Source organism: Flavobacterium sp. SLB02, from assembly GCF_009664855.1.
Lineage (GTDB): Bacteria > Bacteroidota > Bacteroidia > Flavobacteriales > Flavobacteriaceae > Flavobacterium.
The window spans coordinates 3,026,749-3,053,561 of the sequence record NZ_CP045928.1; the positions used below are offsets into that span (position 1 = coordinate 3,026,749).

The window sequence follows — 26,813 nt, forward strand, 5'->3', positions numbered from 1 at the left end:
CGATAGTAGCTTTTTACGTTTCCTCCTATAATTTTAATAAATTTTTAGAACAAAATCCAAACTCCTTTAGATGTGGCATGGGGTTTCTTGGCCTCATTATGCTGACTCTTCTCTTAACTTTTATTCTAATAATCGTCATAATTGTTCAGTACTACATTAAAAAATCTTATGAAAAGTAATTCTTTTTTGTAAGCTTATTACAACTATTGATTACCATATTAAAGTGTAATTGAGGAAATATTCCCTATTGAAAACGATAATTCCACTAAACTCCTAGCCGTGATAGCAGCGGAAATCATTTTTTGAGAAAGCCTATTTTTTTTGGTTTTTGCAGAGCCACCGGAGGAAGCTCCTTCAAAGACCAAGAAAAAAAAGGTTTAGAGAAAAATATTGCAGCGGATAGCGCGAGTGGCTTCTTAAAATAATCTTAAATCTTCATCTCGTATTCATAAATCATGACTACCTTTGCACTGTCAAAAAATCATATTATGAACATACAACATATTCCACAAATTAAGCATACTGAAAGCGGAAACTTCTTTTTATTGGCGGGACCTTGCGCTATTGAAGGTGAAGAAATGGCGCTAAGAATTGCTGAAAAATTAGTTGGTATTACCGACAAACTTCAGATTCCTTATGTATTCAAGGGATCGTTTAAAAAAGCCAATCGTTCGAGAATTGATAGTTTCTCTGGAATTGGTGACGAAAAAGCATTAAAAATTTTAAGAAAAGTTTCTGAAACTTTTCACGTTCCTACTGTAACAGATATTCATACTAATGAAGATGCTGATATGGCGGCGCAATACGTTGAAGTTTTGCAAATTCCGGCGTTCCTTGTTCGTCAGACTGATCTTGTTGTGGCTGCGGCTAATACAGGAAAAGTGGTGAACCTGAAAAAAGGACAATTTATGAGTCCGGAAAGTATGAAACATGCGGTACAAAAAGTTCTGGACTGCCATAACGAAAATGTAATGGTTACAGATCGTGGTACTATGTTTGGTTACCAGGACATGATTGTTGATTATAGAGGTATTCCTACTATGCAGCAATATGCCACTACAGTTCTTGATGTTACGCACTCGTTGCAACAACCTAACCAGACTGCCGGTGTTACGGGCGGAAGACCTGATATGATTGAAACTGTTGCCAAAGCGGGTATTGCTGTGGGTGTTGACGGTATTTTTATCGAAACTCATTTTGATCCTGCTAATGCAAAAAGTGATGGTGCGAACATGTTGCATTTAGACTATTTTGAAGGTTTAATGACGAAGTTGGTTGCCATTAGAAAAACAGTTAACTCATTTTAAATTTTATAATACAATTGCATTGAAAACAAATATTTTATTTTTCTTTCTGTTGTGTTTTTCACTAAACACTTTTGCTCAGGAAGAAATTGCAGTACAAAGATATACGGCTCACAATAAAGGAAAATTTTTCGTTTCGTGGGGAGGAAACAGAGACAGTTACACGAAATCTGATGTAAATTTTAGAGGTAAGGATTACAACTTTACTGTTAATGATATGAAGGCGCATGATAAGCCAAAAGGATGGCATATTGATTATGTAAATCCGGCAAACATGACGATTCCGCAAACGAACTTTAGAATGGGATATTTCTTTAGTGATCATTACAGTGTTTCGGTTGGTTGGGATCACATGAAATATGTGATGACTCAAAATCAAATCGCTAATGTTACCGGTACTATTAATTTACCTGCTGATCAGCCTGGATCTTATTACAACGGAGATTATAATAATACTCCTGTGGATATGTCTCAGCATGGTGCTCAGGAAGGTGGTATTGCGGGTGGTACTCAGGGAAATCCTCCAGCTTTTTTAATGTACGAACATACAGATGGTTTGAACTATATTAATACTGAGGTTTCAAGACATGATGATATTTCTAAATTGTTTGGTATCACTAATACTGATAAGGTTCAGATTAATTTAACTGAGGGTTTAGGTGCAGGACTTTTATATCCTAAAACAAATACAACTCTTTTAGGAAAAGAACGTCATGATGATTTTCATGTTTCTGGTTATGGTTTATCTGCAAAAGCGGGAATTAACTTTACTTTCTTCAAGTATTTCTACTTGCAAGGTGAGCTAAAAGGTGGTTACATCAACATGCAGGATATTAAGACTACAAGAAGTAATGATGATAGCGCTTCGCAGGACTTTTTCTTTTTTCAAAGAATTATTGCTGTGGGTGGAATCTTTAGAATCTAATATTTCTTAAAATTATATTTAAAAATAGTTATCATTTTGGTAACTATTTTTTTTTGCCTTTTATTTGTTGAGTAAGAAAAAAATCTCGCAAAGTCGCGGAGTCGCAAAGTTTTTTTGTTTCACGCAGATTTAGCAGATTATAGCAAATATAATTTAAAAATTTGCTATTTATAACTATCTGCGCGCATCTGCTTGAATCTTTTTAAAATCTGCGTGAAATATAATTTTACGATAAAATACCTTAAAACTAAAACATGAAAAAATCAAAATATCTATTTGTTAGCATTACATTTTTATTGAGTTTTGGCTGTGCTTTGTTTGTTGCCATGAAGGTTTTTCCGAACAATCCGTTTTCTAATACAAAAAATAATACAGAAACTTCTTTAAAGAATAAAATTCAGGATGGAGATCTTATTTTTCAGACTTCGGAATCAAGTCAATGTGAAGCGGTTCGAATTGCTACGAATTCTAAATTTTCGCATTGTGGACTTATCTATAAAATAAACGGAAATTTGTTTGTTTTTGAAGCTGTTCAGCCTGTAAAACTAACTCGGCTTGAAGATTGGATTCAGCACGGAAAAGGTGCTAAATATCTAATAAAAAGATTGAAAAATGCCGATGCTGTATTAACTCCCGCCACTTTGCAAAAAATGAAAGATTACAGTCAGGGTTTTATAGGAAAGGAATATGATGCTTATTTTGACTGGTCGGACACAAGGATTTATTGCTCTGAACTGATCTGGAAAATTTATAAAAATGCTGCAGGTATTGAGTTATCAAAATTAAAGCAAATGAAGGATTTTAACTTAAGCGATGCCAGAGTACAGAAAATCTTAAAGGAAAGATACGGAAACGATATTCCGCTTGATGAAAAAGTTGTGGCACCATCTGATTTAGTAGATTCTGATTTACTAAAAACCGTTATAGATACTTATTAATTGTGTCTTAGAAATGAAGTAAAAAACATTTATAAGATTTTACTTCTGCATTATTTAAGCTAAAAATGTTGTTCAACGAATTAAAGTGTTTTTAAACGAAAAACCCAATACAATGTTAAAAATATAACATTCGTGTAAAATTTTAATATTATTTTAGTAATGTAATTTCAAAATTAGGTTTAATCTATGAACCATAGCGCACCTAACCTTACTAAAAATACTGTTGATTTTTTCAGTCAGTTTGAGGAGTTTTTTGATTCTTCGCCGGACTTATTATGTGTCGCCGGATTTGATGGTTATTTTAAAAAAATAAATCCATCTGTATCAAAATTATTAGAATATAGTGAGGGAGAATTATTATCGAAACCCATAAACGATTTTGTTTTTGAAGATGACAGAATAAACACCTCTAATGCAAGAAAAAATCTAACCCGTAAAATTGGCTTATCTAATTTTGAAAACCGCTATGTAACAAAAAGCGGTAATGTGGTTTGGTTACTGTGGACATCGTTTCCTATACAAAAAGACAAACTTGTGTTTGCAATTGCTAAAAATATTACGTTCAAAAAAGAGCTGGAACAGGAACGAAATGCTCACTTAACAGAACTTACTAAAATAAATAACGAACTAAAACAGCTTACTTATACAACCGCGCATGATTTGAGATCTCCGGTAAATAATTTATTGGCTGTTTTTGATCTTCTGGATACTTCTACTATAACTGATCCTGAAACGCTTGAACTGATTTCGATTATTGAAATCGCGACCCAAAGCCTAAAAAAAACTTTAATTGATCACGTCGCTATTCTGGATAAAAAAAATGAAGAAGACAATCAATTGGAGTCATTGAATTTTGATGCTGTTTTAAAAGAGGTTTTGTTTTCGATAAACTCTTTAATTCATAACTCAAAAGCAAGAGTTACTATTGATTTTTCTGAGGTAGAAACGGTTCTCTTTAATAAAACTTCTTTGAAAAGTATTTTTCTGAATTTAATTACAAATTCAATTAAATACTCTAAACCCGGTTCTTTGCCCATTATTAATTTTAATTCACATCGTTTTAACGGAAGTACGCAACTGACCATTACAGACAACGGAATTGGTTTTGATATGGAAAAAGTAAAGGATAAGATTTTTGGATTACATCAAAAATTTAATTCACGCAAAGACAGCAACGGTATCGGTTTGTATTTGGTTTACAATCATGTAACCAATCTTGGCGGGCATATTTGTCTGGAAAGCAAACTTAATGAGGGCGCAAAATTTACAATTACTTTTAAGGATTAAGGTTTTATAAAAAAAACCATTCACAAAACGAATGGCTTTTTTTATAAAACTGATTACCTAATATCAAAATTATCGTATATATTTTGATAAATAGGCATGTAATCTAAAAACTCTTCAGGTTTAGAACAGAATGTTAATAGGTATAAATCTCTTCCTTTTATAAAATAATATTGTAGAATTGTAGCAAAATATCCATTATCCAACATTGTCTTATAAACAATTTCTTGTCCTGTTAAACCATTTTTTAAAACTTTTCGATTTGAAATAATTTCACTGCTAACACCAAATTTTTTATCTATTATTTTTTTTAGCACTTTTGATTTAACATTCTCATAGCCAAGATCTTTAATTACTAAACCAATGTTCTCTATAAAATTATCTTGTAAGGAACTTTTTTCACTCAGCAACATAAATGAATTTTGAAGTGAATCTGTTTTTTTAAGATACCAATTTTCAGGAAACAGCAACGAATATTTTTTCTCACTAATATATAATTTTCTATAAGCCTTTTCAGAATTTTGCTGACTAAACGTAAGTGTAGCGTAAAATAAAAAGCTTATTTGAAAAACGACTTTCATTTTAAATCTAACTTTTTGTTGGCAGTATAATTCCGGTTTGGTCAATTAAATATATCAGTGAAGTCATTGTTGCGGCTCCCAGTTCCAGTTCTCTTTTATTAATGGCATCAAATTTATCGTTTGCTGCATGGTGATAATCGAAGTAACGTTGTGAATCTGGCATTAAACCTGCTTTTACAATCGTTTTAGACGTTAAATGTTCAATATCTGAACCACTATGCCCTTTTACAAAAGTATTAACGTAATAAGGTTCGAATAGAGGGGCAAATCCCTGAATTTTTTTCAGGTTAGCATCATCTGCTTCTATAGAAAAACCTCTTGGTGTAAATCCGCCCGAGTCGCTTTCAAGGGCAAAAATATGATTCTCGTTCTTTTGTTTGGCCACTTCTTCGTATTTCGCGCCGCCTTTTCCGCCGTTTTCTTCATTCATAAACAAAACTACACGAATCGTATTTTTAGGTTTGTAGTTTAAGTTTTTAAGTATGCGAACTACTTCCATACTTTGTACTACTCCAGCTCCATCGTCATGAGATCCGTCGGCGAGATCCCAGGAATCTAAATGTCCGCCCACTACCATTATGTTTTCCGGAGTTACTGTTCCTGTAAGTTCTCCAATTACGTTATGTGACAATACATCTGGCAACGTCTCACAAGATTGTTTAAAATAAAATTTTAATGCCGGATTTACTTTTAAGGATTTACTCAACAATTCAGCTCCGTTTGTACTAATTGCAGCAGCCGGGATATATTTTTCTTTTGGTAAATCACCATAAGTTTGATTTCCTGCATGCGGGAAATCGTCTAAACGTAAATTTAGTGAACGAACAATTGCTCCTACAGCTCCTAATTGCGCAGCTTCTTTTGCTCCTATTCTTCTTTGATCTCCTGCTCCTGAATAAGCATCAAAAGTTCCCACATTTTCAGGGTTCATTGGTCTATTAAAAAATACAATTTTACCTTTTACTTTATCTCCTAAAGCCCTTAATTCATCTATACTTTTTACCTCAACAATTTCTGCTGTAATACCTGTTTTTGGAGTGGCAACTGAAGCTCCCAAAGCACAAATTGGCACGTTGGTTTTTATTTTTCCATCTAAAATATAAGCTGTTTCTTTTTCGCCACGAACCCAATGCGGAACCATAACTTCCTGTAAATACACTTTATCAAGCCCTAATGTCTCAAGTTGTCTTTTTGTATACTCTACTGCTTCTTCGGCACCTTTAGAACCTGACAAACGGCTTCCGATATCGTTAGACAAATATTCTAACCAGGTATAACATTTAGCTTCTGTTAAAGCTTTTTTATAGAATAATTTAATATTCTTTTCATCATTTGACTGTGCAAAAGATGTCAATCCGTTTAAAACCAAAGCAGTTAAAAGAATCGTTTTTTTCATAGGGTTCATGCGTTTTTGGGTTGTTACACAAAGGAACAAAATTCTTTACAACTGCCGGAGTTTCTCCTGAACTATTCACATAAAAAAAACTCTAATTACAAACCTTTCAGTTTACAACTAGAGTTTTTATGGTATTAATAAAATAAAACTATTTTACTTCTATAATCTTATTTTTTGTTCCAATTCCGTTCTCATTAAAAGCTTCGATTGTAAAGTAATACTTTGTTCCTTTATCTAAGCCTCTAAAATCATACGAACTATCGCCGTACACCATGATACTGTTGTATAGTTTATCAGATGAAATTCCGTAATAGATATTGTAACCAATGGCATCAGCTTGCTTTTTCCATGAGATCATAGCGTTTCTTGAATCTGTTTTATTTCGATCGACTTTAAGCGAATTAACCGCTTTTGGTTTTTCTAATAATCCATTACCGAATACTCTAAAATCTGAAATCGCAAACAATCCCGATGCATTGTGAATGTTTTCCATTTTGATGTATCGTGCTTTTATTGATTTTGTCAACTCAACATAGTCATGAGGAACATCTTTATCATTCTTGGATTTATCTACAACTAAAGTCCAGTTTTTAGCATCATCTGACATAAAGATTTTATATTGATAATAAATATCCATCGCCTTGTTGTATTGTGTTGCTTTATGATCTGCATAATTAATTTGCAATGCTTTAATTTCCATTTGTCTGCCTAAATCCATTTGAAGCCATTCGCCCGGATCACCCGTTTTAGCAGACCAATACGTTTGAATATCTTCATCTGTCAGGTTGTTAGGCCCATAACAAAATTTCTCAAATACTTTTTTGCCACCTGTATCCACTCTATGCGTCTGAACTTCCATACATTCTTCTGAAGAAGATACGGTTACCGGTTTTTTATACGAAAGTAACATCCATCCTGATGAAGCTCCTTTTGTCTGATCGCGTTCTTGTGTTGGCAACTCAATAGGGAAATCGCCGTAAGAAGTGATAGAATACATGACTTCATCTTTGTCAAATCCGGCCGGAAACATATCGATACGACGCTCGAAACGATCTTTAATCGAAATTTTACACGTTCCGGTATTCCAGTAATTGCCGTAATTATCCGCAAAAGTATTTCCGTGTCCTGCTCCAATTACAAATCCTCCCGGTTTATACGACATCGGGTTGTGTTTTTGATACTCAAAAGGCCCTAACGGACTATTACCTACATGAACCCCGTTTGCATATCCTTTAAATTCAGTAGCCGGAGCACCATATTGCATATAATATTTTCCGTTGTGTTTGGTCATCCAGGCACCTTCTATAAAATCACCCCAAGGTGCTGGTTCCATATCATTATTAGGTCCAAAACGTTCCCAACCGTGATTTTTAGGATCAAGACCTACTACTTCTTTAATTTGTCCGTATGGTCGTTGAATATCTTCTACTTCAGTTGCTGCATATAATTGTGCATAATCGGCCTGATTTCCTACCGGCAACCAGGTTTTATAATCTACTTCGGTTCCTACAAGAGGTAATTTTCCGCTTGAACCATAATACATATAGACTTTTTTATCCTCATCCTGAAAAATAGCAGGATCCCAGGTTGGTAACATTGCTTTGTCTACATGACGTAACCATCTTCCTGATTTAGGATCGGCAGTTTTCCAAACTGGATGATCTTTTTTCCAGGTAGAACCTACATAAAATAAAGTATCATTTACAACCCATGCAGCAGGCGCACATTGATCATCGTCTCCCGGTTGTCTTTGAAAACTTCCGTAAACGAAATTCCAGTCAGACATATCCTTACTCCAGAAAAATCCCGCCTGATTGGTCGCAAATAAATAATATTCGCCTTTGTAAGTAATAATTACCGGATCGGCACTTGAACGGCGAGATTCAGGGATTCCGTTGTGATTATGAGTTGTGTAATTGTATCCAATATTAATTGGATTACAATAGGTCGATGCAGGTTTATTAGGATCAAACCATTCTGTTTTACCAGAAATACTGGATTTTTGTGCTGAGATAGTGATATTAAATCCGATCAAAAGCAACAAAAGCGATATAGACGATACTTTATACATTTCTTTTATTTTTTGTTTTTAAAATCAGGTAATCAGAGTTTAAAAGCTATTCTTTATTCTTTATTCTTTATTCTTTATTCTTTATTCTTTATTCTTTATTCTTTATTCTTTATTCTTTATTCTTTATTCTTTATTCTTTATTCTTTATTCTTTATTCTTTATTCTTTATTCTTTCTTTTAATAATTCAGGTTCATTAGTAGTGATGTAATCAAACTTGTTTTGAATGATCCAATCCATATCAGCGGCTTCATTAACTGTCCAGGCATTTAGAATAATATTATTCTCTTTTGCTTCTTTAATCCATTGAGGATGTTTTTTAAAGAATGAATAATGATAATCGACGCCATCAATATGGTCTGCTTTTACTTCTTTTGGAGATTTATTCCCTTCCAAATATTGCAAAACTGTTTTTTGATCCACCTTTCTAATTTGCTTTAGAATCTCGTAATCAAAACTAATGTAGCAGGTATTTTTATCTGCCTTTAGTTTTTTGACCGTTTCAACCGTCATTAACGCCGTCTTTTTTCCTCTCTCTTTGCTTATTTCCGAAGGTTTTATTTCGCAAACTAAAAGTGTGTGTTTATTATTCTTTTTACCTTCAACGATATACTCGTGCAGAGTTGGAAGCTTTTCTCCGTTAGAAAGTTTAAACTTGATCAAGTCAGCATAATTTGTTTCTTCGATAAGTAATTTGTTATAATGCGCATCGTGATTGATTATAAGCGAATCATCTGCAGTTCTCCACACATCAAACTCTGAACCTGGAAGTTTTAAACCGATCGCATGTCGTAGGGATGCAATAGAATTTTCAGGTAAGTTATTTTTTTTCCATGCTCCGCGATGTGCTACTATTGCATTTTTTTTTGCACTACAAGAAGAGAAAACAACTATGATCAGCATGATAAGGAATGCATAAAATATTTTAATTGTATTCATTGTATAGAAATTAAGATTTGTATTTTTTAATTAATCACTATTAAATTTACTTACAAAATAGTGACTAAAAAGTTAAAAAAAAGCCCTCCGAACTAACAACGAAGGGCCAATCAATAATAAATAAACCAACTATTTAGTTAACTCAAAACTAACTTTCTTATCGGCATTTGAATTTCCACCAACGAAAACATCAAACTGTCCAGGTTCTGCTACAAATTGTAAATCAGAATTATAAAATTTTAAATCTTCAACTGTGATATCAAAAGTCACGGTTTGTTTTTCACCTTTTTTAAGTGTTATTTTTTGGAAATTTTTCAGTTCTCTAACTGGTCTTGTTACTGAACCTACTACATCTCTGATATACAATTGAACAGTTTCTTTTCCGTCATACTTTCCTGTATTAGCAACATCTACAGTTACTTTTAATTTACCAGAAGGATTCATTTTATCAGATGAAATTTTCAGGTTTGAATACTCAAAAGAAGTATAGCTTAAACCGAAACCAAATGGAAATAATGGTTCGTTTCTTTCGTCGATATAATTAGATCTGAATTTTTCGAATTTACCTTCTGTGTTAGAAAGTGGTCTTCCTGTATTTTTGTGTGCATAGTAAATTGGCAATTGACCAACGCTTCTAGGGAAAGTTGAAGTTAATTTTCCAGAAGGATTTACATCTCCAAATAAAACATCAGCAATAGCATAACCTGCTTCACTACCTGCAAACCAAACATTCAAAATTGCAGGAACAGTTTCGTTCTCTTCTTTAATCACTAATGGACGTCCGTCGAATAAAACTAAAACAACTGGTTTTCCTGTTTTTAACAATGCATTTAATAAATCTTTTTGAGCTTGTGGAATTTCTAAATTCGTACGGCTGCTGGATTCTCCGCTTAATTCTGCAGATTCTCCAAGAGCTGCAACAATCACATCAGATTGATTTGCTACTTTTAAAGCTTCTGCTAATAACTCTTCTTTTGAACGACCATCACGGTGTAATGTTTTACCAAACATTGTTGCGTTAGTTTCAAAAGTTTCATCGTAATCTAAGTTACTTCCTTTTGCATACAATACTTTCGTAGAAGGTCCAGCTACTTCTTTGATTCCTGCTAAAAGTGAAATAGCATTTTCCATTTTAGTAGCAACACTCCAGGTTCCCGGCATGTTTTCTTTAGCATCTGCCAATGGTCCGATCAAAGCAATAGTTCCTGCTTTTTTAAGTGGTAATACTTGCCCTTGATTTTTTAATAAAACCAATGATTGTGCAGAAATTGATCTTGCTTCTTTTCTGCTGCTTGAAGTAAAGATTTCAGTTTTAGCTCTTTTTTCATCACAATATTTATACGGATCCTGGAACAATCCTAAATCGTATTTAGCTTCTAAAATAAGTTTAACTGCATTATCGATTGTTTCGATCGTTACTTTTTTCTCGTCTAATGATTTTTTTAAAGTTCCTAAGAAACCTTCTCCAACCATATCCATCTCAACACCTGCATTTAAAGACTGGGCAGATACTGCTTGTAAATCTCCCATACCATGTTCGATCATTTCAGGAATTCCGGTAAAGTCAGTTACTACAAAACCTTTAAAGCCCCATTGTTTTCTTAAAACATCGGTCATTAACCATTTGTTTCCAGTTGCAGGAATTCCATCAACTTCGTTAAAAGAAGCCATAACAGAACCTACACCAGCATCAACAGCTGCTTTGTAAGGAGGGAAATAATCATTAAACATTCTGATATGACTCATATCAACTGTATTGTAATCACGACCACCTTCCGGAGCACCATATAAAGCGAAGTGTTTTACACACGCCATAATCGAATTGTTTTTCGAAAGATCATGTTGTTGGTATCCGTTTACCATTGCAGTTGCAATTCGGCTTCCTAAATACGGGTCTTCACCTGAACCTTCAGAAACTCTTCCCCAACGTGGATCACGAGAAACATCCACCATAGGAGAGAATGTCCAGTTGATACCGTCAGCACTTGCTTCCTGAGCTGCAATTTGCGCACTTCTTTCGATTAATCCCATATCCCAGGTACAAGATAATCCTAACGGAATTGGGAATGTTGTTTCGTAACCGTGAATAACATCCATACCAAAAATCAATGGAATTTTCAAACGGCTTTTTTCAACAGCAATTTTTTGTACTTCTCTAATTTTTTGAACAGATTTAATATTGAATAAACCTCCAACTTTACCTTCAGCAATTTTTGTCGCCACATCAGAACTGTTTGCTTGTCCTGTAGTAATATCTCCAGAAGTTGGTAAATTAAGCTGACCTAATTTTTCATCTAATGTCATTTTCGACATTAACTCAGCTACAAACTCTGACCTTGGTTTAATTTTTACTGTATTTTTAGTATTCTTTTTCTGGGCATAACCCAAAACAGCACATCCTAAAAATAGTAAGACTAATTTGTTTTTCATTCCATTATATTTATTTGTTCGTATTCGTTTTCATTTGTTTAAACATCCAGTCATAAATTTCGGGATTGTCGTAAACTCTCGACCAGCTATCGTGGCCAGCATCATCAAAAATGGTCAATTGTACATCTTTGCCATTGCACTTTTTTAATTCTTTGTAAATGGTGATCGCATAATCTACCTTTACTACATCATCTAATAATCCGTGAAAAATCCTGGTTGGGATATTCGCAATTTTACAAGCACTTTCTAATTCAATCAAGTCAACAAAACCTGAAATAGGTACAATTGCCGCAAACTTATCAGGATATGATAATGCTAAATTCCATGCTGCCCAACCTCCGGAACTTAAACCCGTAACGTATATTCTGTCAGGATCTATTTTGTTTTCCTTTTGAATTTTTAAAATCAATTCATTAATCGATTCAATATTCCAATTTTGATCTTCTTTGCATTGAGGAGCTAAAACATAAGCATCTAATTGATGTGTTTTAAGATATTTTAAAGGTCCATTAATTTTTACTTTTTCAATGTCTGTTCCTTTTTCTCCATCACCTGAAATAAAAACGATTAATGGCTTTTTATCTTTCGCATTGGCCGGCTTGTGTAATGCATAACCTAGTTCATAGTTGGTTACTTGTACTGTTTTTATTTTTCCGGTTGTTTCGCTTTGCGCAAAACCCATTACAGAAAATAATATCGCTATTAATGCTATTTTAAATTTCATTCGAAATGCTATTGAATTCCATATTTGCCAGATTTAAAACCAAGTTTAACTAAACCTTGTTTTACTTCTGGAGCATTCATAAATAATTTCCATAATAAACCTGTGCGATAATTTTCGATCATCACCACTTCTGGTCCCTGATCAATTGCCAAATAACGTTTTGCTACCCAGTTATTATTTCCTAAACTCAATGCATCATAAAAACCTGCTTCTCCCCAAGTTAGGTCTTTATGGTTATCATAAAGATTTCTTATAAGAGCCATAGATTCTTTTGGCGTATATACAATTGAGCTTATTGCCGCTGTTGGAGATATAACCCCAACATCATTTGTTGGAAAATGTGCATTATACCCGATTGATCCGTCAGGATTTCTTGAATAAGATGCTGTTAATCCCCAATAATCTGGTCCGTAACCTTTTACCTTTCCAGGATTTTCAACACAGTATTCGTAATTTATTTTTGTATGATTCACATTCAGATCCCAATAGTTCGCATATTTATCTGTTAATTGGTTTGGATCTAAACCTACATAGGAATAATGTGCCCAGAATAATGGTCCACCATATTCTTCTGCTCCATTATGTTTTAGGACTAATGGAATATTATATTTTGTTTTAGAAGAAACAATTCCACCACTTCTCGCCCATCCTTCATGATATGCTTTTGCGTCAATTGAATGTGTTGGCGAAGATGCTGCCAAAACATAAGTAATCAAACATTCGTTATATCCTTCAAGCGGAAAGTTCATTTGCCAGGCATAAGAAGGTGACCAGTGCCAGTATAATACATTTTTATTATTGGTGTACCATTGCCAATCAACGCCTTTCCAAAGTGCGTCATATTTTTGAGCAACAGCTTTTTCGTTCTCAGAACCATCTTTAAGATATTCACGAACTGTAATCATTCCCGCAACCAAAAATGAAGTTTCAACTAAATCTCCACCATTATCCTTGGTTCCAAAAGGCTTTACTTTTCCTGTATTTCCGTCAATCCAGTGTGACCATGCTCCGTGAAAACGATCTGCTTTGCCTAAAAAGTCTGCAATTTTGTTTAGTCGTTCAACTCCTTGCTCTTTGGTAATGTAACCTTGAGACATACCTGAAACTAAAGCCATTAATCCGAACCCTGAACCTCCTGTTGTTACGATGTTAGCATCATTTTCAGGATACACTCCATCAGGATGGTACCTTTCTCTTGCTAATCCGGAATTTGGCTCAGCATAATCCCAAAAATATTTAAACGTTTGTTTTTGAACTGTTGATAGAAGTTCTTCATCTGTTAATTTTACAGCAACTGCATTCTCTTTTTCATTTTCTTTTGATTTATCAGAATTGGATCCGCAACCAAAAAGACTAAAAACTAATAATAAAACAGAAATTCTAACCATTATAAAAAATTTAAAAACAATTAATAAAAATCACTCCCTTCCTCAGAAAGGAGTGATTTTGAAATTTAACTAGTAACCTCCCGGGTTTTGTTGAGAAAGCCCATTTGCTTCTCTTAAGAACGAAGTTGGTATAGGCCATAACTCATGTTTTCCAACAATAAAAGTTTTTCCATCTGCCGCCATAGCTGCCTGAGCTTGTCCTGTTCTCACAAGATCAAACCATCTGTCATGCTCAAAAGCAAATTCTAATCTTCTTTCCTTATAGATTGCCTTTCTAATATCGTCCTGAGAGGTAAAAGGAGTATTTCCTATTTTTGCTCTGCTACGAATTAAATTTACTAAAGGAATAGCTTCTGAAGTTTGTCCTAATTCATTCAAAGCTTCAGCCTTCATTAAGATTACTTCTGCATATCTTAAATATCTAAGATTTGTATCTGTAAATTCCTGATTGTAAAATTTTGATGAATACGCTTTGTAATTATACATTGCATTAGCTACAGTTGAAGGTACTGGTGTACCGTCATATAAAACTGAACCTCTGAAGATAATGGTTGCATCTCTTCTAACATCTCCCGCTTCATAAGCATCTGCTAAACCTTGAGTTGGCGTATTGAATCCCCAACCCCAACCTCCTGCACCACGTGGTGCCTGAGAAACAGTATAATTTCCAATTCCAAAACCTGGAGTAGAGGTTCCACCAATTCCATCAATCTCAAAAATAGACTCATCACCAAATTCGCCTTCTTTTTTATATTGATCAGCGTAGTCTGCTACTAAAGCATACCCTGTAACTTTATCACAATTGTCAATTACTTTTTGCCAATTCTTTTGATATAAATTTACTTTTGCTAACAAAGCATACGCTGAACCCTTAGATACTCGCTTTTTATCATTTCCTACATAAGCTGATTTTACTGGTAAATTTTCGATAGCATCTGTTAAATCTTTTTCTATAAAAGCATAAACTTCTGCTGCTGATTTACGAGTTAACTGCATTTGTTTATCAGCCTCTGAAATTGGAACTCCTGATAAGTGATCTACAATTGGAACTCCACCATATCCTTTTACTAAAGTAAAGTACATAAAAGCTCTCATAAATTTAGCTTCTCCTACTAATCTGGTTTTTAATGCAGGTGTAACTTTGTCCAATTTAGGGAACATTTCTAAAGCTTGATTACATCTGTTTATTCCTGCATAATTAGCATTCCATGTAGATTCAAATGATGGTGTCGAAGCATTATAAGTCAAAGCATCAATAATATCTTTATCTCCACCTGCATCTCCTGGATCAGAACCTTTATCTGCATCATCTGTAATGATACTAGAAACTGCATTCCAGCCAAAAGAAGACATTTCCCATCCTAAAAACTGGTTGTAGATTGCTGTTACAAAACCAGTAGCACCTTCATCACTATTTACCAACGCCGGATCTACCGGAATTGATTCTGTCGGATTTACATCTAAAAAGTCATCTGCGCATCCTGCAAAGAGCAATCCGGAAAGCACAAACATTGATATATATATATTTTTCATGATATTAAAATTTTAAATTAGCACCTATAACAAATGATCTCAATGATGGGTAAGCATCTAACTCAACGCCCTGAGTACCTTCAACCAATTTTCCGTCGCTTGTAACATCAGGTGAAAAACCTGAGAATTTTTGCGTGATAAACGGATTGATTGCGTTTACGTATAATCTGCAATAGCTAAAAAACTGATCATCTTTTAAAGGAAGCTTATATCCTACAGTAATATTATTGATTCTAAAGAAATCTGCTGATTCCAAATAATATGTTGAAGCAAATGGAGTCACGTTTGAAGGTGCAGGATTAGAAGATGTTCTGTTTGTTGATGACCAAAAATCACGTGCTGTAGAAGCTTCGATATTCTCACCTCCAAAACGTTGTGCTTTTTTACCATTGTACACTTTTGCTCCTCCTGTTCCGTAACCGTCAACAGAAAAATCAATATTTTTATATGTTAATCCCATTGTAACTCCATAAGTAGAAGTTGGTAAAAGTGATCCTACATATTTTTTATCAGTTCTTTCGTTTAATGCTGTTTGAACTACTTTTTCTCCGTTTGAATTGTAGTATAACATATTACCATTAGTTTGATCAATTCCGGCAAATTCATACATATAAAAACTACCTAAAGGCTGTCCTACAGAAGTGTTATCAAGAATTTTAGTATTTTGACCATTTCCTAAACTTCCTCCGATAATAGGAGCTAACTGAACATTTTTAAGACTTGTAAGCTCATTTTTATTATGAGCAAAATTACCTCCAACCCAGTAACTTAAATTATCGTTTATTTTGTCATCCCAACGTAGTGCAATTTCATAACCTTTGTTCGATACTTCTCCAATGTGAGAAGGTGTAGCTAATGTAATTCCTGACGTAGAATATGGCTTAACATTAAGAATTGTGTTTGTTGTATTTTTATCATATACATCAAAAGATCCTTTCAACCTGCTTGTAAATAATTCAAAATCAAAACCTCCTGAAAGTTCTTCTACAATTTCCCAAGATAAATCAGGATTTATCTGAGAATTAATTGATGTACCTGATCCAAAACTAGGATAATCTAATCCAGAGGTAAAAGTTTGAGCATTCAATGGTACATTTTGATTTCCTAATTTACCCCAAGAACCTCTTACTTTTAGTAAATTGATTACTTCTACTTTACTTAAGAAATTTTCTTTAGACACAATCCATCCCAAACCAACTGATGGGAATGTTCCCCAACGTTTGTCATCAGCAAATTGTGAAGATCCGTCACGTCTTACAGTTCCTGTAAGTAAGTATCTGTCCATCAATTTGTATTGAAAACGTGCAAAATAAGATTGTAATCTTCTTTGGTTCAAAGCTTCATCTTTATAACCTGTTACTGAACTGGCAACATTCACATCTTTTAAAGACCAATAATCCTCATATGGGCTTACATTCTTTCTGTCAATCGTTAATTTCTCTCTTGTACCCTGAACATTCGCCTCGATACCTGCAGTAACTTCAACATCATGAATATTTGCAAAAACTTTATTATAGGTAAAGTAGTTAGACAAATTCCAGTTAAAATACTGGTCTCTGCTTCTTGTCAAAGTGTTTATGTTCAAATCACCAGGGTATTTTGATTGTACACGAGTAGGATCTGCCGATAACCAAAGTGCAACATTATCAACATAATTATACTGTTTGTAAGTATAAAACTCTCCGTTAAATTGTGAAGTGAATTTTAATGATTTGATAATATCATAATCTAATTTCAAACCTCCCTGCAAAGTAACACTCTGTTGTTTCTCATTCGTGTAATCTAATTGAGCTACTGGATTTCCAACATTGTTAAATGACGCACCAGTTTCAGCCACAACCCCATTTGAAACAAATGGCACACCATATTTTCCATCAGCATAACGTACAGGAACAAGTGGAGATTGTCTGTAAGCATTTGTAAATGCACTCAAGGGCATTGGTGTATTCTTTACAGTACTTACACTTAAATTTTGAGTTATTTTAACTTTTTCTGAAAGTTTAAACTCATTATTATTTCTAATAGTAGTACGTCCGTAATCAGATCCATTCAAGATTCCTTTTTCTTCGTAATTTCCAACACTAAAAAAGTATTTTACGTTTTCAGAAGATCCAGAAATAGCAATATTATTTTGACTGTAAGTTCCTGTTCTTGTAATCGCATCAAACCAATTTGTATTATACGGTTGGTTTGTCGAAAATCTGCCTGCAGGGAAATCTCCGCTAAAAGCAGCATTGCTATAACGAACATATTCGTCAGCGTTTGCCATTTTTACATTTTTTAGAGGAGTTCTAAAACCTGTAAAACTTTCAACTTCAACATTCATTTTTCCTTTTCCTGCTTTAGTTGTAATCATAATTACACCATTCGCACCTCTTGTTCCATAAATAGCTAATGATGAAGCATCTTTCAAGATTTCATAAGATGTGATGTCATTAGTATTAATGTTGTTGATATTCTCAGTAGGCATACCGTCTACAACATACAGAGGATTTCTCCCTCCTAATGCCGTTCCTGCTCCCCTGATAACCACTGATGGTGTACTTCCCGGAGCATCAGAACTAGATACCTGAACCCCAGCAGCTTTACCTTGTATTGCTTGCGAAGCATTCATAACTTTCATTTTGGTAATTTCTTCAGATTTAATTGAGCTTACAGAAGATGTATTATCAATTTTTTTTCTGGTTCCATAACCAATAACGACAACTTCTTTCAAGGCTGTATCTTCAGCTTCTTTTAATGTAATTGTCATTGGCGCGGCGGTTGCCGGTACAGAAACTGCATCAAAACCCAACATTGAGACTTTTAATATGTCTCCTGGTTTTGCATTGATTGTAAAGTTTCCGTCAAAATCTGCGTCAGTAGTTGCTTTAGCATCAGAGGAAGCAATAACTGCTCCTGGAACTCCCATTCCACTACTATCTACTACTTTTCCTTTAATTGCCTGACCGGACATATATGCCGGAAGTAGCAAGAGTGCTAAAAAGCTAAAAATAAAATTTTTCATACAGTTCGTAATCGTTTAAGTTAGTAGAGCCAAATTAAACAATTACAACGTTGTAGTACATCAAATACCACTACTACATAGCTACATCATTATGTTAAAACAATATTATATGTTGATGATTTACAACACTTTAAATATTAAATTAATTTCCTTAACATAACCTTATGATGTAGTAATGATGTATTAGAATTATATAAAAAATGATGTGCAAAAATATAAGATCCTTAAATTTTAAATGCAAATCTTACAGACTTAATAAAAATTTTGACAGGTTTTCTTCCTGAGAGAGATTTAATTTCTTTCTTAAACGATATCGGTGTAGTTCTACGCCTCTAAAAGAGATATTCATCATAGGCGCAATCTCTTTAGAAGAGAGATTCATTTTAAGGTAAACACACAATTTTATATCTTTTGGAGTAAGATTTGGAAACTTTTTAGAAAGATTTATAATAAACTCATTATGGATTTGATTCAGATTTGTCTCAAAAATTTCCCATTCGTGTTTATTGACTTCATTTATCTTAATTGCCTTCCTGATTTCACTCTTAAGCTTATTGAAATCTTTTTCTGAATCAAGAATGCTTTGGATATTTTCAATCATCTCGCTTTGCTTTGCAATCGACAAAGATTTACCGGCAACTTCTGATGATTTTGTTTGCAATTCGAGTTCTAAAATATGTTTTTCGTATTCCTGAATATTTATTTCATTCTCTGCTTTCAATTCCATTTCAAGAATTTCTCTTTGATGTTTTAATTCTTCTGCCTGCAATCTTAATTTTTGCATATAACGAAGTTTATTCCATTTATAATAGAAAAACAGTACTGCTCCTATTATGAGTATATATAACATCACCATCCATATCGAAAAATACCATGGTTTTGCTACGTTAAATTCAAAATCTGAAACTTTTTCATAACTGGCACCATTATGCTTGTAAACTATGATAGAATGATTACCACTACTTAAATTATTCAATACAATTAATCCATCAGAAATTTGGACAAAATCTTTATTGTCATTGAGCTTGTAAAACAAATTAGGTTTACTGGCACCATAAATACCTGATATTACGTTTATCTTCAGTTCTGTATTGTATTTAATGGTGGAATCATCAGAAACCAGGTTATCATCATTGAATGCTTCAATTTTAACATCTGAATTTTGTCTGTTTTCATATTTGAGCTGAAGGGAAATAAATCCGTCATCCAGATTTAACAGATAATGATTATTTGTTTTAAAAATTCTCAGATTATCATTTATCAACTTCCCTTTATAATATTTCTCCTGGATAATATTCCAGACAAATTTATTTCCTGTGGCCTGGATATGATATAAGATTCCATTTTGAAGTACCATGAAATGATCTTCATCAATACCAACAACGTCAGTTATATCTTTGAAGTTAACATTAAACAAGTCATTTTCCTCCAGTTTATTGGTTATAGAATTGTAAGTATACCATGAATTATTAATTAGAAAAAGAATTTCGTTTCTGAACTCAAAAATCTTGACCCCAAAATCATTATTTATTTTACTTTGCTGGGTAATATTTTCAACTTTTTTGGTCTTATAATTATCATCGTATAAAACGCGATATAATCCTCTATAATTATCTGCAGCCCAGATTTCATTCTTTTTATTTTGGGCTACGTATTTTATAGGTTTCGAAAGGTCTTCAATCTTTTTCGTCTCAGTTAATTTTGAAATATCATCATAAACTAAAACTCCGCTGTAAGTTGACTGAAAATAGGTGTTGCTGATAATGCTCTTTGATAAATTCCACCCACCGCTAACATTATTTGTTTTTACTAATGCTCCACTATTATAACAAAATGTACCATCATTATGTCCAATAATGTACTTATTATCAATTTTAGTAATATTCCAGGCCTGCCCTTGTGTGTTAGGCATCATATGAAATTTACCTGAATCAAATTCAAAAACTCCGTGATTAGACGCGATTAAATATCCTTTATTAGTTGTCGCTACAGAATAAACAGACCCTAAAAGACCTGAATTATCATAAAAAAAGGAGATTGGAGAATTTACCTCTACATGTGCAATTCCGTTATCTAAGCCCAGCCATAAATCATTTTCTTTATCAAAACCAATGCTTAAAATAGAGTTATTCATTAAGACATTATTTCGATCGATATTTTTATAAGTATTTGTTGGGAAGTCATAAATAAAAAGGCCTCTGTTTCCTGTTCCTATAACCAATTTATTGCCTTTAATAAATTTAGCAACATTAATCGTAGCTGCTTTTAAAGTTTCATTTAAAGGATTATTCCAGGGTCTTAAACCGTCTTTTTCTACTATAAATATTCCTTTTTTCTGGGTAAAAATATAGGTCTTGTTTTGGTATTTTTCGATGGCATGCACTACTGTCTTCTTTAAGACATTCCATCCTTTAGGATTGGTAATTTCTGCACCATTCATTTTAAAAAGCCCTTTTTCTACTGAGGCCACATAAACATCATTATCAACTACGAAACAATAGGATATTAAAAAAGGAAACTTAATTTTCTCAATGTGTTTACCATCATAAATAAAAACATCATTAAAGGATTGAAAATAAATTGATCCGTTAAATCTAAAAATTTTCCAGATTTCCTCATTGTCTTTTTCATCAAACAAACGAAGATTTTTGGTAATCGAAACGTAATGCATTTTGCCCTCTTTTCTATACCAATACCCAAATTCTTTATAAGAACCCGAATATATTTTATCTCCTTCGATCATAATTGAACGGATGATGGTTTTATTTGGCAAAGTATATTTTTCCCACATCACGCCATCGTATCGCAATAAATAATGATTATTAGCAAAATACATGGCATTATCTTTTCCCTGAGCGACATTCCAAATTTGATTGTCTCCCTGGTAATTTGATTTATTATAATTTTCTACAAAAGGAAGTAATTCTTGTGCTTGTATTTGTGAAGCAATGAAAAAGAAGAAAAGAAGTTTTAAAAGTATCGATTTCAAAATATTCGGTTTTATCTTCAAAGATACTGACAAATATTGAAAAACATAAAAAAGCTCCTCGATTGAGGAGCTTTTTTATAGATATGAATAAACCCGTTTAATTATAAAATTCTAACACTAATGTAAAAATCCCTATCAGCAAACATAAAGGAGAATAATACTTTGTATCATTAATGGCAAATTTAGAGCTTTTGTGTTTTTTAAAGAAACCAACATAGTTGAAGTCGCCAATAGCTCTTAAAATAAATATAGAGGCTATGATCCAAAATCCCGTTTTATCTAACCATATTGGAAAACTCATTTCTATAAAGCCATAATTTATCAAATAAAATAAGCCAAAACACAGTAAACCAACAGCAACAACAAAAGTTAAAATTGTTCTGGGTACAAAAACCGGTATTCCATTCTCTTTCGTTGGCACAACTGCACGACTTCCCCATTTGCCACCAAAACCCCAATAAAAATGAAGGGATGAAAGGGTCATAAAAATTAAAAACAGTATGAATGTAATAATAATCATTTCAGGTAATTTAGATTCCTAAACAATTAGTTCTTTAACAATTGGTATACCTGATTTGCAATTTCATATTCCTCATCTGTTGGTATAACCAAAACTTTGGTTTTTGAATCTGCTGTATTAATTTCTCTAATTTCCTTAGAACGGATTTGATTTTTATCCTCATCTAATTCAATTCCAAAATAATCCATATCCGTACAAACCAATTGACGCATATAAGACGAATTTTCACCAATTCCGGCGGTAAAAATAATTGCGTCTAAACCATTTAAAGCCGCCGCATAAGAACCAATATATTTTCTGATGCGATACGCATTCATAAATAAAGCAAGCTTACAATCTTTATTTCCTTTCGCTGCTTCTGACTCAATATCACGTAAATCACTATACCCTGTAAGTCCAAGCATTCCGCTTTGTTTTAACAAAATCGCATTAACTTCATCTGGTGTATAACTTAAATTTTTAATCATATAAAAAACTATCGACTGGTCTATATCACCGCTTCTTGTACCCATTATTAAGCCATTAGAAGGAGAAAATCCCATTGTCGTATCAATACACTTTCCGTCTTTAATTGCTGCCATACTGCAGCCATTACCAATATGTATTGTAATAATTTTAGAGTTCTCTTTTAAAAAGTCAATTGCTTTTTCAGACACATATTTATGACTCGTTCCATGAAAACCATAAACCCTAACTTTATTCTCTGTCAAAAGATAATTTGGAATGGCGTACTTGTATGCTACTTGAGGCATTGTTTGATGAAAAGCGGTATCAAAAACAGCAATTTGCTCTGCGGAACTAAATATTTCTTCGGCAACGTTAATTCCTTCTAAATTGGCAGGATTATGCAATGGCGCCAGTTCAAAAAGCTGTTTGATTTTAGCTTTTACATTCTCATCAATTTTAACAGTATCACTAAAATCGCTTCCTCCGTGTACTACTCTATGCCCCACTGCACTAATTTCTGAAGTGGATTTTATAACTCCTTTTTCAGGATCTAAAAGCATATTAGCCACTTTTTGCAATCCCACTTTATGATTAGGAATTGGAAGTAATTCTTCTAAGGAATGCAAAGAAGTTTTAAACGTTATATTGGAAGTTTCCAGTCCAATCCTATCAATCATACCCGAACAAATTACTTCGTTTGTTGGCATAACCATTAATTGGTATTTGATAGATGAACTTCCTGAATTGATAATTAATATTTTCATTTTTTTTATAAAGTTTCTAAGATCCTAAGTCATTAAGCGGCTAAGTCTTTTGCTCAGGATTTTTAATTTTTAATTTCAGATTTTTAGTTATAGCCCTTGCGCCTGAATCGCTGTAATAACTACTGTATTTATAATATCATCAACAGTACAACCACGGCTTAAATCGTTTACAGGCTTGTTTAAACCTTGCAACATTGGACCAATAGCCAATGCTCCGGTTTCTCTTTGTACTGCTTTATAGGTATTGTTTCCGGTATTTAAATCCGGAAAAATAAGTACACTCGCCTGCCCCGCTACTTCAGAATCCGGCATTTTACTTTTTCCTACTGCGCGATCTACCGCGGCATCGTATTGAATCGGGCCTTCAATTTTTAGATCTGGTCGCTTTTGTTTTACAATTTCAGTCGCAGTTCTTACTTTATCTACCTCATCACCTTTTCCTGATGAACCTGACGAGTAAGAAAGCATCGCTATTTTAGGCTCTATTCCAAAAGCGGAGCTTGATTCTGCAGATGAAATCGCAATTTCTGCCAATTGTTCTGCTGTTGGGTTTGGGTTAATAGCACAATCCCCAAAAACAGAAACCCTGTCTTCTAAACACATAAAAAATACAGATGAAACTACAGATGAATTTGGTTTTGTTTTAATGAACTGCAGCGCTGGTAATATTGTATGTTGTGTTGTATGTGCAGCTCCCGAAACCATTCCGTCAGCATGACCTTTATATACCATCATGGTGCCAAAATAAGATACATCTTCCATTAAATCTCTTGCCATAGTAATACTTACATTCTTCGCTTTTCTAAGCTCATAATAAGTATTAGCATAATCTTCATAAAGTTCAGATTCTTTTGGGTTGATGATATTTACTTTCGAAAAATCAAATGGAATTCCTAACTCGGCAACCTTATTTTCAATATATTTTTTATCTCCAATAATCGAAATATCTACTACATCCATATCTAGTAATCTTGAAGCTGCAATGATAATTCGATCATCATATCCTTCAGGTAAAACAATATGTTTACGATGCTGTTTGGCTCTTTTTACCATATTATACTGGAACATTTTTGGCGTCATTCCTTCCGGTATAAAAGTGATTAACCTTTCAGACAAAGTTTCAACTTCAACATACTTTTCAAAAGTAGTTATCGAGGTCTCGATTTTATGTGCGTTATTGGCGTAAATCTCTGATCTAATTGCCCCGATTTTATTTGTAATATGATAAGTACCGCCATCAACAGCAATAATAGGAACGATAGCAGAAAGTCCTTCGATAAGTTTTAAAATGCTTTCTTCCGGAACAATATTTCCTGTTAGGATAATTCCTGAAATTGTTGGATAGTTAGCCGATTCATTGGCCTGCAAAGCTCCCAGAATAATATCTGAACGGTCTCCTGGTGTAATTACAAGGGCATTATCATGCAAGTGAACCAAGTAATTATGTAATTGCATCGCACCAACGCTAAAATGCCCAATTTCGTTATTTAAATAAGCACTTCCAAACAATACTTTTGCATCAAGCTGATTGACAATTTCCTGCATTGTTGGATTATTCAAACTTGAAATCAACGGAATTGTATTGATTAAAACATTCTCTGGTAAGCTTTTCTTTAATCCCTGCGTAACTAGTTCTATATTTTCAAGTTGTACTTTATTTGCAATTACAGATAAAACTTCAACCTCTTTTACTTTAAAAGAATCATAAACCAAATAAAGACTGTCAACTAATTCTTCTAGAGTCTTTCCAACTCCGGATCCCATGATAATAGTTGGTATTCCAAGGTTTTTTGCAATTAAAACATTCAAGTCTAATTCTATCGAAGTTCCTTCACCAGTAAAGCTTGTTCCTTCTACCAAAACAAAATCAAAACGCTCTTCGAGTTTTTTATACTTTTCGATAATTAAGTCGAGAACTTCTCCAATTTTACCTTTATTTTTCTTCTTGATCAGTTTGCTTTTGGTTATGGCATAAGCATCTTCAAACTTAATATCCAGATTAAAATACGACAAAACTGTTTCGATATGATTGTCTAATTCGCCATCAATAAAATCCTCTACAATGGGTCTAAAATAACCTACTTTCGCCGTTTTACCAATTAAGATACTCATCAAACCGAGCGTAATAATTGACTTCCCACTATTGTGGTCGCTTGTGGCTATATATACTGCTTTACTCATAATTTTATATTTTGAAACTTATCAAATGTTTAAATTTATTATATAAACGCTAAAACCAGCGTCTTTTTTTAAAATAGATAATCAAAGCAACAACCAATAAAAACATTGATCCCATGACGATAAAATATCCGTTTTTAGCTTTTAATTCCGGCATGTATTCGAAGTTCATTCCGTATACCCCAACTATAAAAGTTAGCGGAATAAATATGGCCGAAATAATGGTAAGTGTTTTCATGATTTCATTCATTTTTCGGCTTTGCTCTGAAAAATAAAAATTAGAAGCACTTTCTAATGAACTCATATCCGAGTCAATTTGCTCTAAAAGTTCTAAGCATTTTTGATGCAAACGGATGAAAAAACTAAACGTTTCTTTTTCAATTCCGTTATAGGTATCATCATCTTTAATCGTTTTCAAATAATACAAAGAATCCCTTAACGGAATAATAGAACGTTTTAAAAAATTAAAATTATCACGATGGTTTTCAATCTTTTCTAGAATAATAGGATCAGCGCCTTTTTTTGTCAGATTGATTAATTCTTCGATCTTATCCTCTTCGTCTTCAATCGTAATGTAAAAATTCTCCATTACGGCATCTAATAACAAATAGAGTAAATAATCGACTTTTTTAGTTCTTACAATGCCTGCATGAGTACGAAGACGTTCCCGAATATGGGTAAAAAAATCACTTCTTTTTTCCTGAAACGAAATCAAAATTCCATCTTTTAGAATAAAGCTAATTTGCTCAACGCTAATATTATCTGAATATTCAGATGGTAAAAGTGATTTTATATTAAAAAACAAAACATCTTTTTGTTCCTCAAGCTTGGTTCTTTTGGTAGTATTTAAAATATCGGCTAATAAAAAATCATCCAGCTTAAAATGAGCTCCAATCGTTTTAATTAAATTAATATCATTTAAGCCGTGAATGTTCAGCCAGTTATTTTTGGTATAATCAATACAAGTATTTAATGCTAAGACGCTGAGTTTTTCATATTCGATAACATCTGCATCATCATATACAAAAAGTTGCATCTCGGTTTTATGCTCTTTTTGTGTGCCAGTATACTCTAAAGTAATGTGTTGCAGCTTACGTCCTTTCTTGTATTTGATCTTTCTCATGCAAAAATATTTACATAGTAATATTACGAAAAAGAATTCGAACCGTAAATGACATTTATCATTTAGGTGGAAAAAATACATAACCTAATTATTTATTTTGTAATATTTGTATTACTTAAAATTAAACCCAATAGGTTTTAAAAACCTGTCGGGTTTAATACACAACAACAAGACATAAAAAAAGCCGAATCATTTCTGATTCGGCTTTTCATTATCATTAAAGAAGAATTATTTTACTTCTTCGAATTCAACGTCTTCAACATTGTCACCTTGC

18 protein-coding genes are annotated in these 26,813 nt (G+C 33.3%); 4 read left to right on the forward strand and 14 right to left on the reverse strand.

Going from position 1 to position 26,813, the window contains the following annotated elements; genetic code table 11:
• Positions 1-488: 488 nt before the first annotated feature.
• The 4 genes from kdsA to GIY83_RS11610 all read left to right on the forward strand — a co-directional run bounded on the left by kdsA (position 489) and on the right by GIY83_RS11610 (position 4,454).
• Positions 489-1,307: a 3-deoxy-8-phosphooctulonate synthase gene (gene kdsA, locus GIY83_RS11595; protein ID WP_208687025.1), complete on the forward strand. Its 819-nt coding sequence runs from the start codon at positions 489-491 to the stop codon at positions 1,305-1,307.
• Between the two features lie 19 nt (positions 1,308-1,326).
• Complete coding sequence (locus GIY83_RS11600) at positions 1,327-2,229, forward strand: hypothetical protein (RefSeq protein ID WP_208687027.1); 903 nt, start codon at positions 1,327-1,329, stop codon at positions 2,227-2,229.
• Positions 2,230-2,483: 254 nt separating this feature from the next.
• Positions 2,484-3,167 (forward strand): YiiX family permuted papain-like enzyme, encoded by a 684-nt coding sequence (locus GIY83_RS11605; RefSeq protein ID WP_208687030.1) that lies wholly within the window; start codon positions 2,484-2,486, stop codon positions 3,165-3,167.
• A 186-nt stretch (positions 3,168-3,353) separates the two neighbouring features.
• Positions 3,354-4,454 carry a PAS domain-containing sensor histidine kinase gene (locus GIY83_RS11610; protein WP_208687031.1) on the forward strand — a complete coding sequence of 367 codons (1,101 nt, stop codon included), beginning with the start codon at positions 3,354-3,356 and terminating at the stop codon, positions 4,452-4,454.
• 53 nt (positions 4,455-4,507) lie between these two features.
• Here the strand turns inward: GIY83_RS11610 and GIY83_RS11615 are convergent, their stop codons facing one another.
• The 14 genes from GIY83_RS11615 to corA form a co-directional block, all read right to left on the reverse strand.
• Positions 4,508-5,032, reverse strand: a complete 525-nt coding sequence (locus GIY83_RS11615) for a PsbP-related protein (protein ID WP_208687033.1) — start codon at positions 5,030-5,032, stop codon at positions 4,508-4,510.
• A gap of 7 nt (positions 5,033-5,039) precedes the next feature.
• Complete coding sequence (locus GIY83_RS11620) at positions 5,040-6,428, reverse strand: M20/M25/M40 family metallo-hydrolase (RefSeq protein WP_208687035.1); 1,389 nt, start codon at positions 6,426-6,428, stop codon at positions 5,040-5,042.
• Positions 6,429-6,576: 148 nt separating this feature from the next.
• Complete coding sequence (locus GIY83_RS11625; RefSeq protein WP_208687037.1) at positions 6,577-8,499, reverse strand: discoidin domain-containing protein; 1,923 nt, start codon at positions 8,497-8,499, stop codon at positions 6,577-6,579.
• Between the two features lie 151 nt (positions 8,500-8,650).
• Positions 8,651-9,436 (reverse strand): glycerophosphodiester phosphodiesterase family protein, encoded by a 786-nt coding sequence (locus GIY83_RS11630; RefSeq protein WP_208687039.1) that lies wholly within the window; start codon positions 9,434-9,436, stop codon positions 8,651-8,653.
• 129 nt (positions 9,437-9,565) lie between these two features.
• Complete coding sequence (gene bglX / locus GIY83_RS11635) at positions 9,566-11,866, reverse strand: beta-glucosidase BglX (RefSeq protein WP_208687041.1); 2,301 nt, start codon at positions 11,864-11,866, stop codon at positions 9,566-9,568.
• A gap of 10 nt (positions 11,867-11,876) precedes the next feature.
• Positions 11,877-12,590: a prolyl oligopeptidase family serine peptidase gene (locus tag GIY83_RS11640; protein ID WP_208687043.1), complete on the reverse strand. Its 714-nt coding sequence runs from the start codon at positions 12,588-12,590 to the stop codon at positions 11,877-11,879.
• A gap of 8 nt (positions 12,591-12,598) precedes the next feature.
• Positions 12,599-13,978, reverse strand: a complete 1,380-nt coding sequence (locus GIY83_RS11645) for a glucoamylase family protein (RefSeq protein WP_208687045.1) — start codon at positions 13,976-13,978, stop codon at positions 12,599-12,601.
• A 69-nt stretch (positions 13,979-14,047) separates the two neighbouring features.
• Positions 14,048-15,511 carry a RagB/SusD family nutrient uptake outer membrane protein gene (locus GIY83_RS11650; RefSeq protein WP_208687047.1) on the reverse strand — a complete coding sequence of 488 codons (1,464 nt, stop codon included), beginning with the start codon at positions 15,509-15,511 and terminating at the stop codon, positions 14,048-14,050.
• A 4-nt stretch (positions 15,512-15,515) separates the two neighbouring features.
• On the reverse strand, positions 15,516-18,518 hold the full coding sequence (locus GIY83_RS11655; RefSeq protein WP_208687049.1) for a SusC/RagA family TonB-linked outer membrane protein: 3,003 nt from the start codon (positions 18,516-18,518) through the stop codon (positions 15,516-15,518).
• A 244-nt stretch (positions 18,519-18,762) separates the two neighbouring features.
• Positions 18,763-21,507, reverse strand: a complete 2,745-nt coding sequence (locus GIY83_RS11660) for a histidine kinase (protein ID WP_208687051.1) — start codon at positions 21,505-21,507, stop codon at positions 18,763-18,765.
• A gap of 97 nt (positions 21,508-21,604) precedes the next feature.
• Positions 21,605-22,027, reverse strand: coding sequence for a DUF3995 domain-containing protein (locus tag GIY83_RS11665; RefSeq protein WP_208687053.1), 423 nt, complete (start codon positions 22,025-22,027; stop codon positions 21,605-21,607).
• Positions 22,028-22,053: 26 nt separating this feature from the next.
• On the reverse strand, positions 22,054-23,238 hold the full coding sequence (locus tag GIY83_RS11670; protein WP_208687055.1) for an acetate/propionate family kinase: 1,185 nt from the start codon (positions 23,236-23,238) through the stop codon (positions 22,054-22,056).
• Between the two features lie 87 nt (positions 23,239-23,325).
• Positions 23,326-25,419 carry a phosphate acetyltransferase gene (pta, locus tag GIY83_RS11675; protein WP_208687057.1) on the reverse strand — a complete coding sequence of 698 codons (2,094 nt, stop codon included), beginning with the start codon at positions 25,417-25,419 and terminating at the stop codon, positions 23,326-23,328.
• Positions 25,420-25,468: 49 nt separating this feature from the next.
• Positions 25,469-26,539 (reverse strand): magnesium/cobalt transporter CorA, encoded by a 1,071-nt coding sequence (gene corA, locus GIY83_RS11680; RefSeq protein WP_208687059.1) that lies wholly within the window; start codon positions 26,537-26,539, stop codon positions 25,469-25,471.
• Positions 26,540-26,813 lie beyond the last annotated feature (274 nt).

Coding starts and splice junctions, on each gene's coding strand:
- GIY83_RS11630 (WP_208687039.1), bottom strand. CDS start 9,436: ATGAATACAATTAAAATATTTTATGCATTCCTTATCATGCTGATCATA.
- GIY83_RS11670 (WP_208687055.1), bottom strand. CDS start 23,238: ATGAAAATATTAATTATCAATTCAGGAAGTTCATCTATCAAATACCAA.
- GIY83_RS11665 (WP_208687053.1), bottom strand. CDS start 22,027: ATGATTATTATTACATTCATACTGTTTTTAATTTTTATGACCCTTTCA.
- kdsA (WP_208687025.1), top strand. CDS start 489: ATGAACATACAACATATTCCACAAATTAAGCATACTGAAAGCGGAAAC.
- GIY83_RS11650 (WP_208687047.1), bottom strand. CDS start 15,511: ATGAAAAATATATATATATCAATGTTTGTGCTTTCCGGATTGCTCTTT.
- GIY83_RS11610 (WP_208687031.1), top strand. CDS start 3,354: ATGAACCATAGCGCACCTAACCTTACTAAAAATACTGTTGATTTTTTC.
- GIY83_RS11640 (WP_208687043.1), bottom strand. CDS start 12,590: ATGAAATTTAAAATAGCATTAATAGCGATATTATTTTCTGTAATGGGT.
- GIY83_RS11605 (WP_208687030.1), top strand. CDS start 2,484: ATGAAAAAATCAAAATATCTATTTGTTAGCATTACATTTTTATTGAGT.
- GIY83_RS11655 (WP_208687049.1), bottom strand. CDS start 18,518: ATGAAAAATTTTATTTTTAGCTTTTTAGCACTCTTGCTACTTCCGGCA.
- pta (WP_208687057.1), bottom strand. CDS start 25,419: ATGAGTAAAGCAGTATATATAGCCACAAGCGACCACAATAGTGGGAAG.
- GIY83_RS11645 (WP_208687045.1), bottom strand. CDS start 13,978: ATGGTTAGAATTTCTGTTTTATTATTAGTTTTTAGTCTTTTTGGTTGC.
- corA (WP_208687059.1), bottom strand. CDS start 26,539: ATGAGAAAGATCAAATACAAGAAAGGACGTAAGCTGCAACACATTACT.
- GIY83_RS11620 (WP_208687035.1), bottom strand. CDS start 6,428: ATGAAAAAAACGATTCTTTTAACTGCTTTGGTTTTAAACGGATTGACA.
- GIY83_RS11625 (WP_208687037.1), bottom strand. CDS start 8,499: ATGTATAAAGTATCGTCTATATCGCTTTTGTTGCTTTTGATCGGATTT.
- bglX (WP_208687041.1), bottom strand. CDS start 11,866: ATGAAAAACAAATTAGTCTTACTATTTTTAGGATGTGCTGTTTTGGGT.
- GIY83_RS11615 (WP_208687033.1), bottom strand. CDS start 5,032: ATGAAAGTCGTTTTTCAAATAAGCTTTTTATTTTACGCTACACTTACG.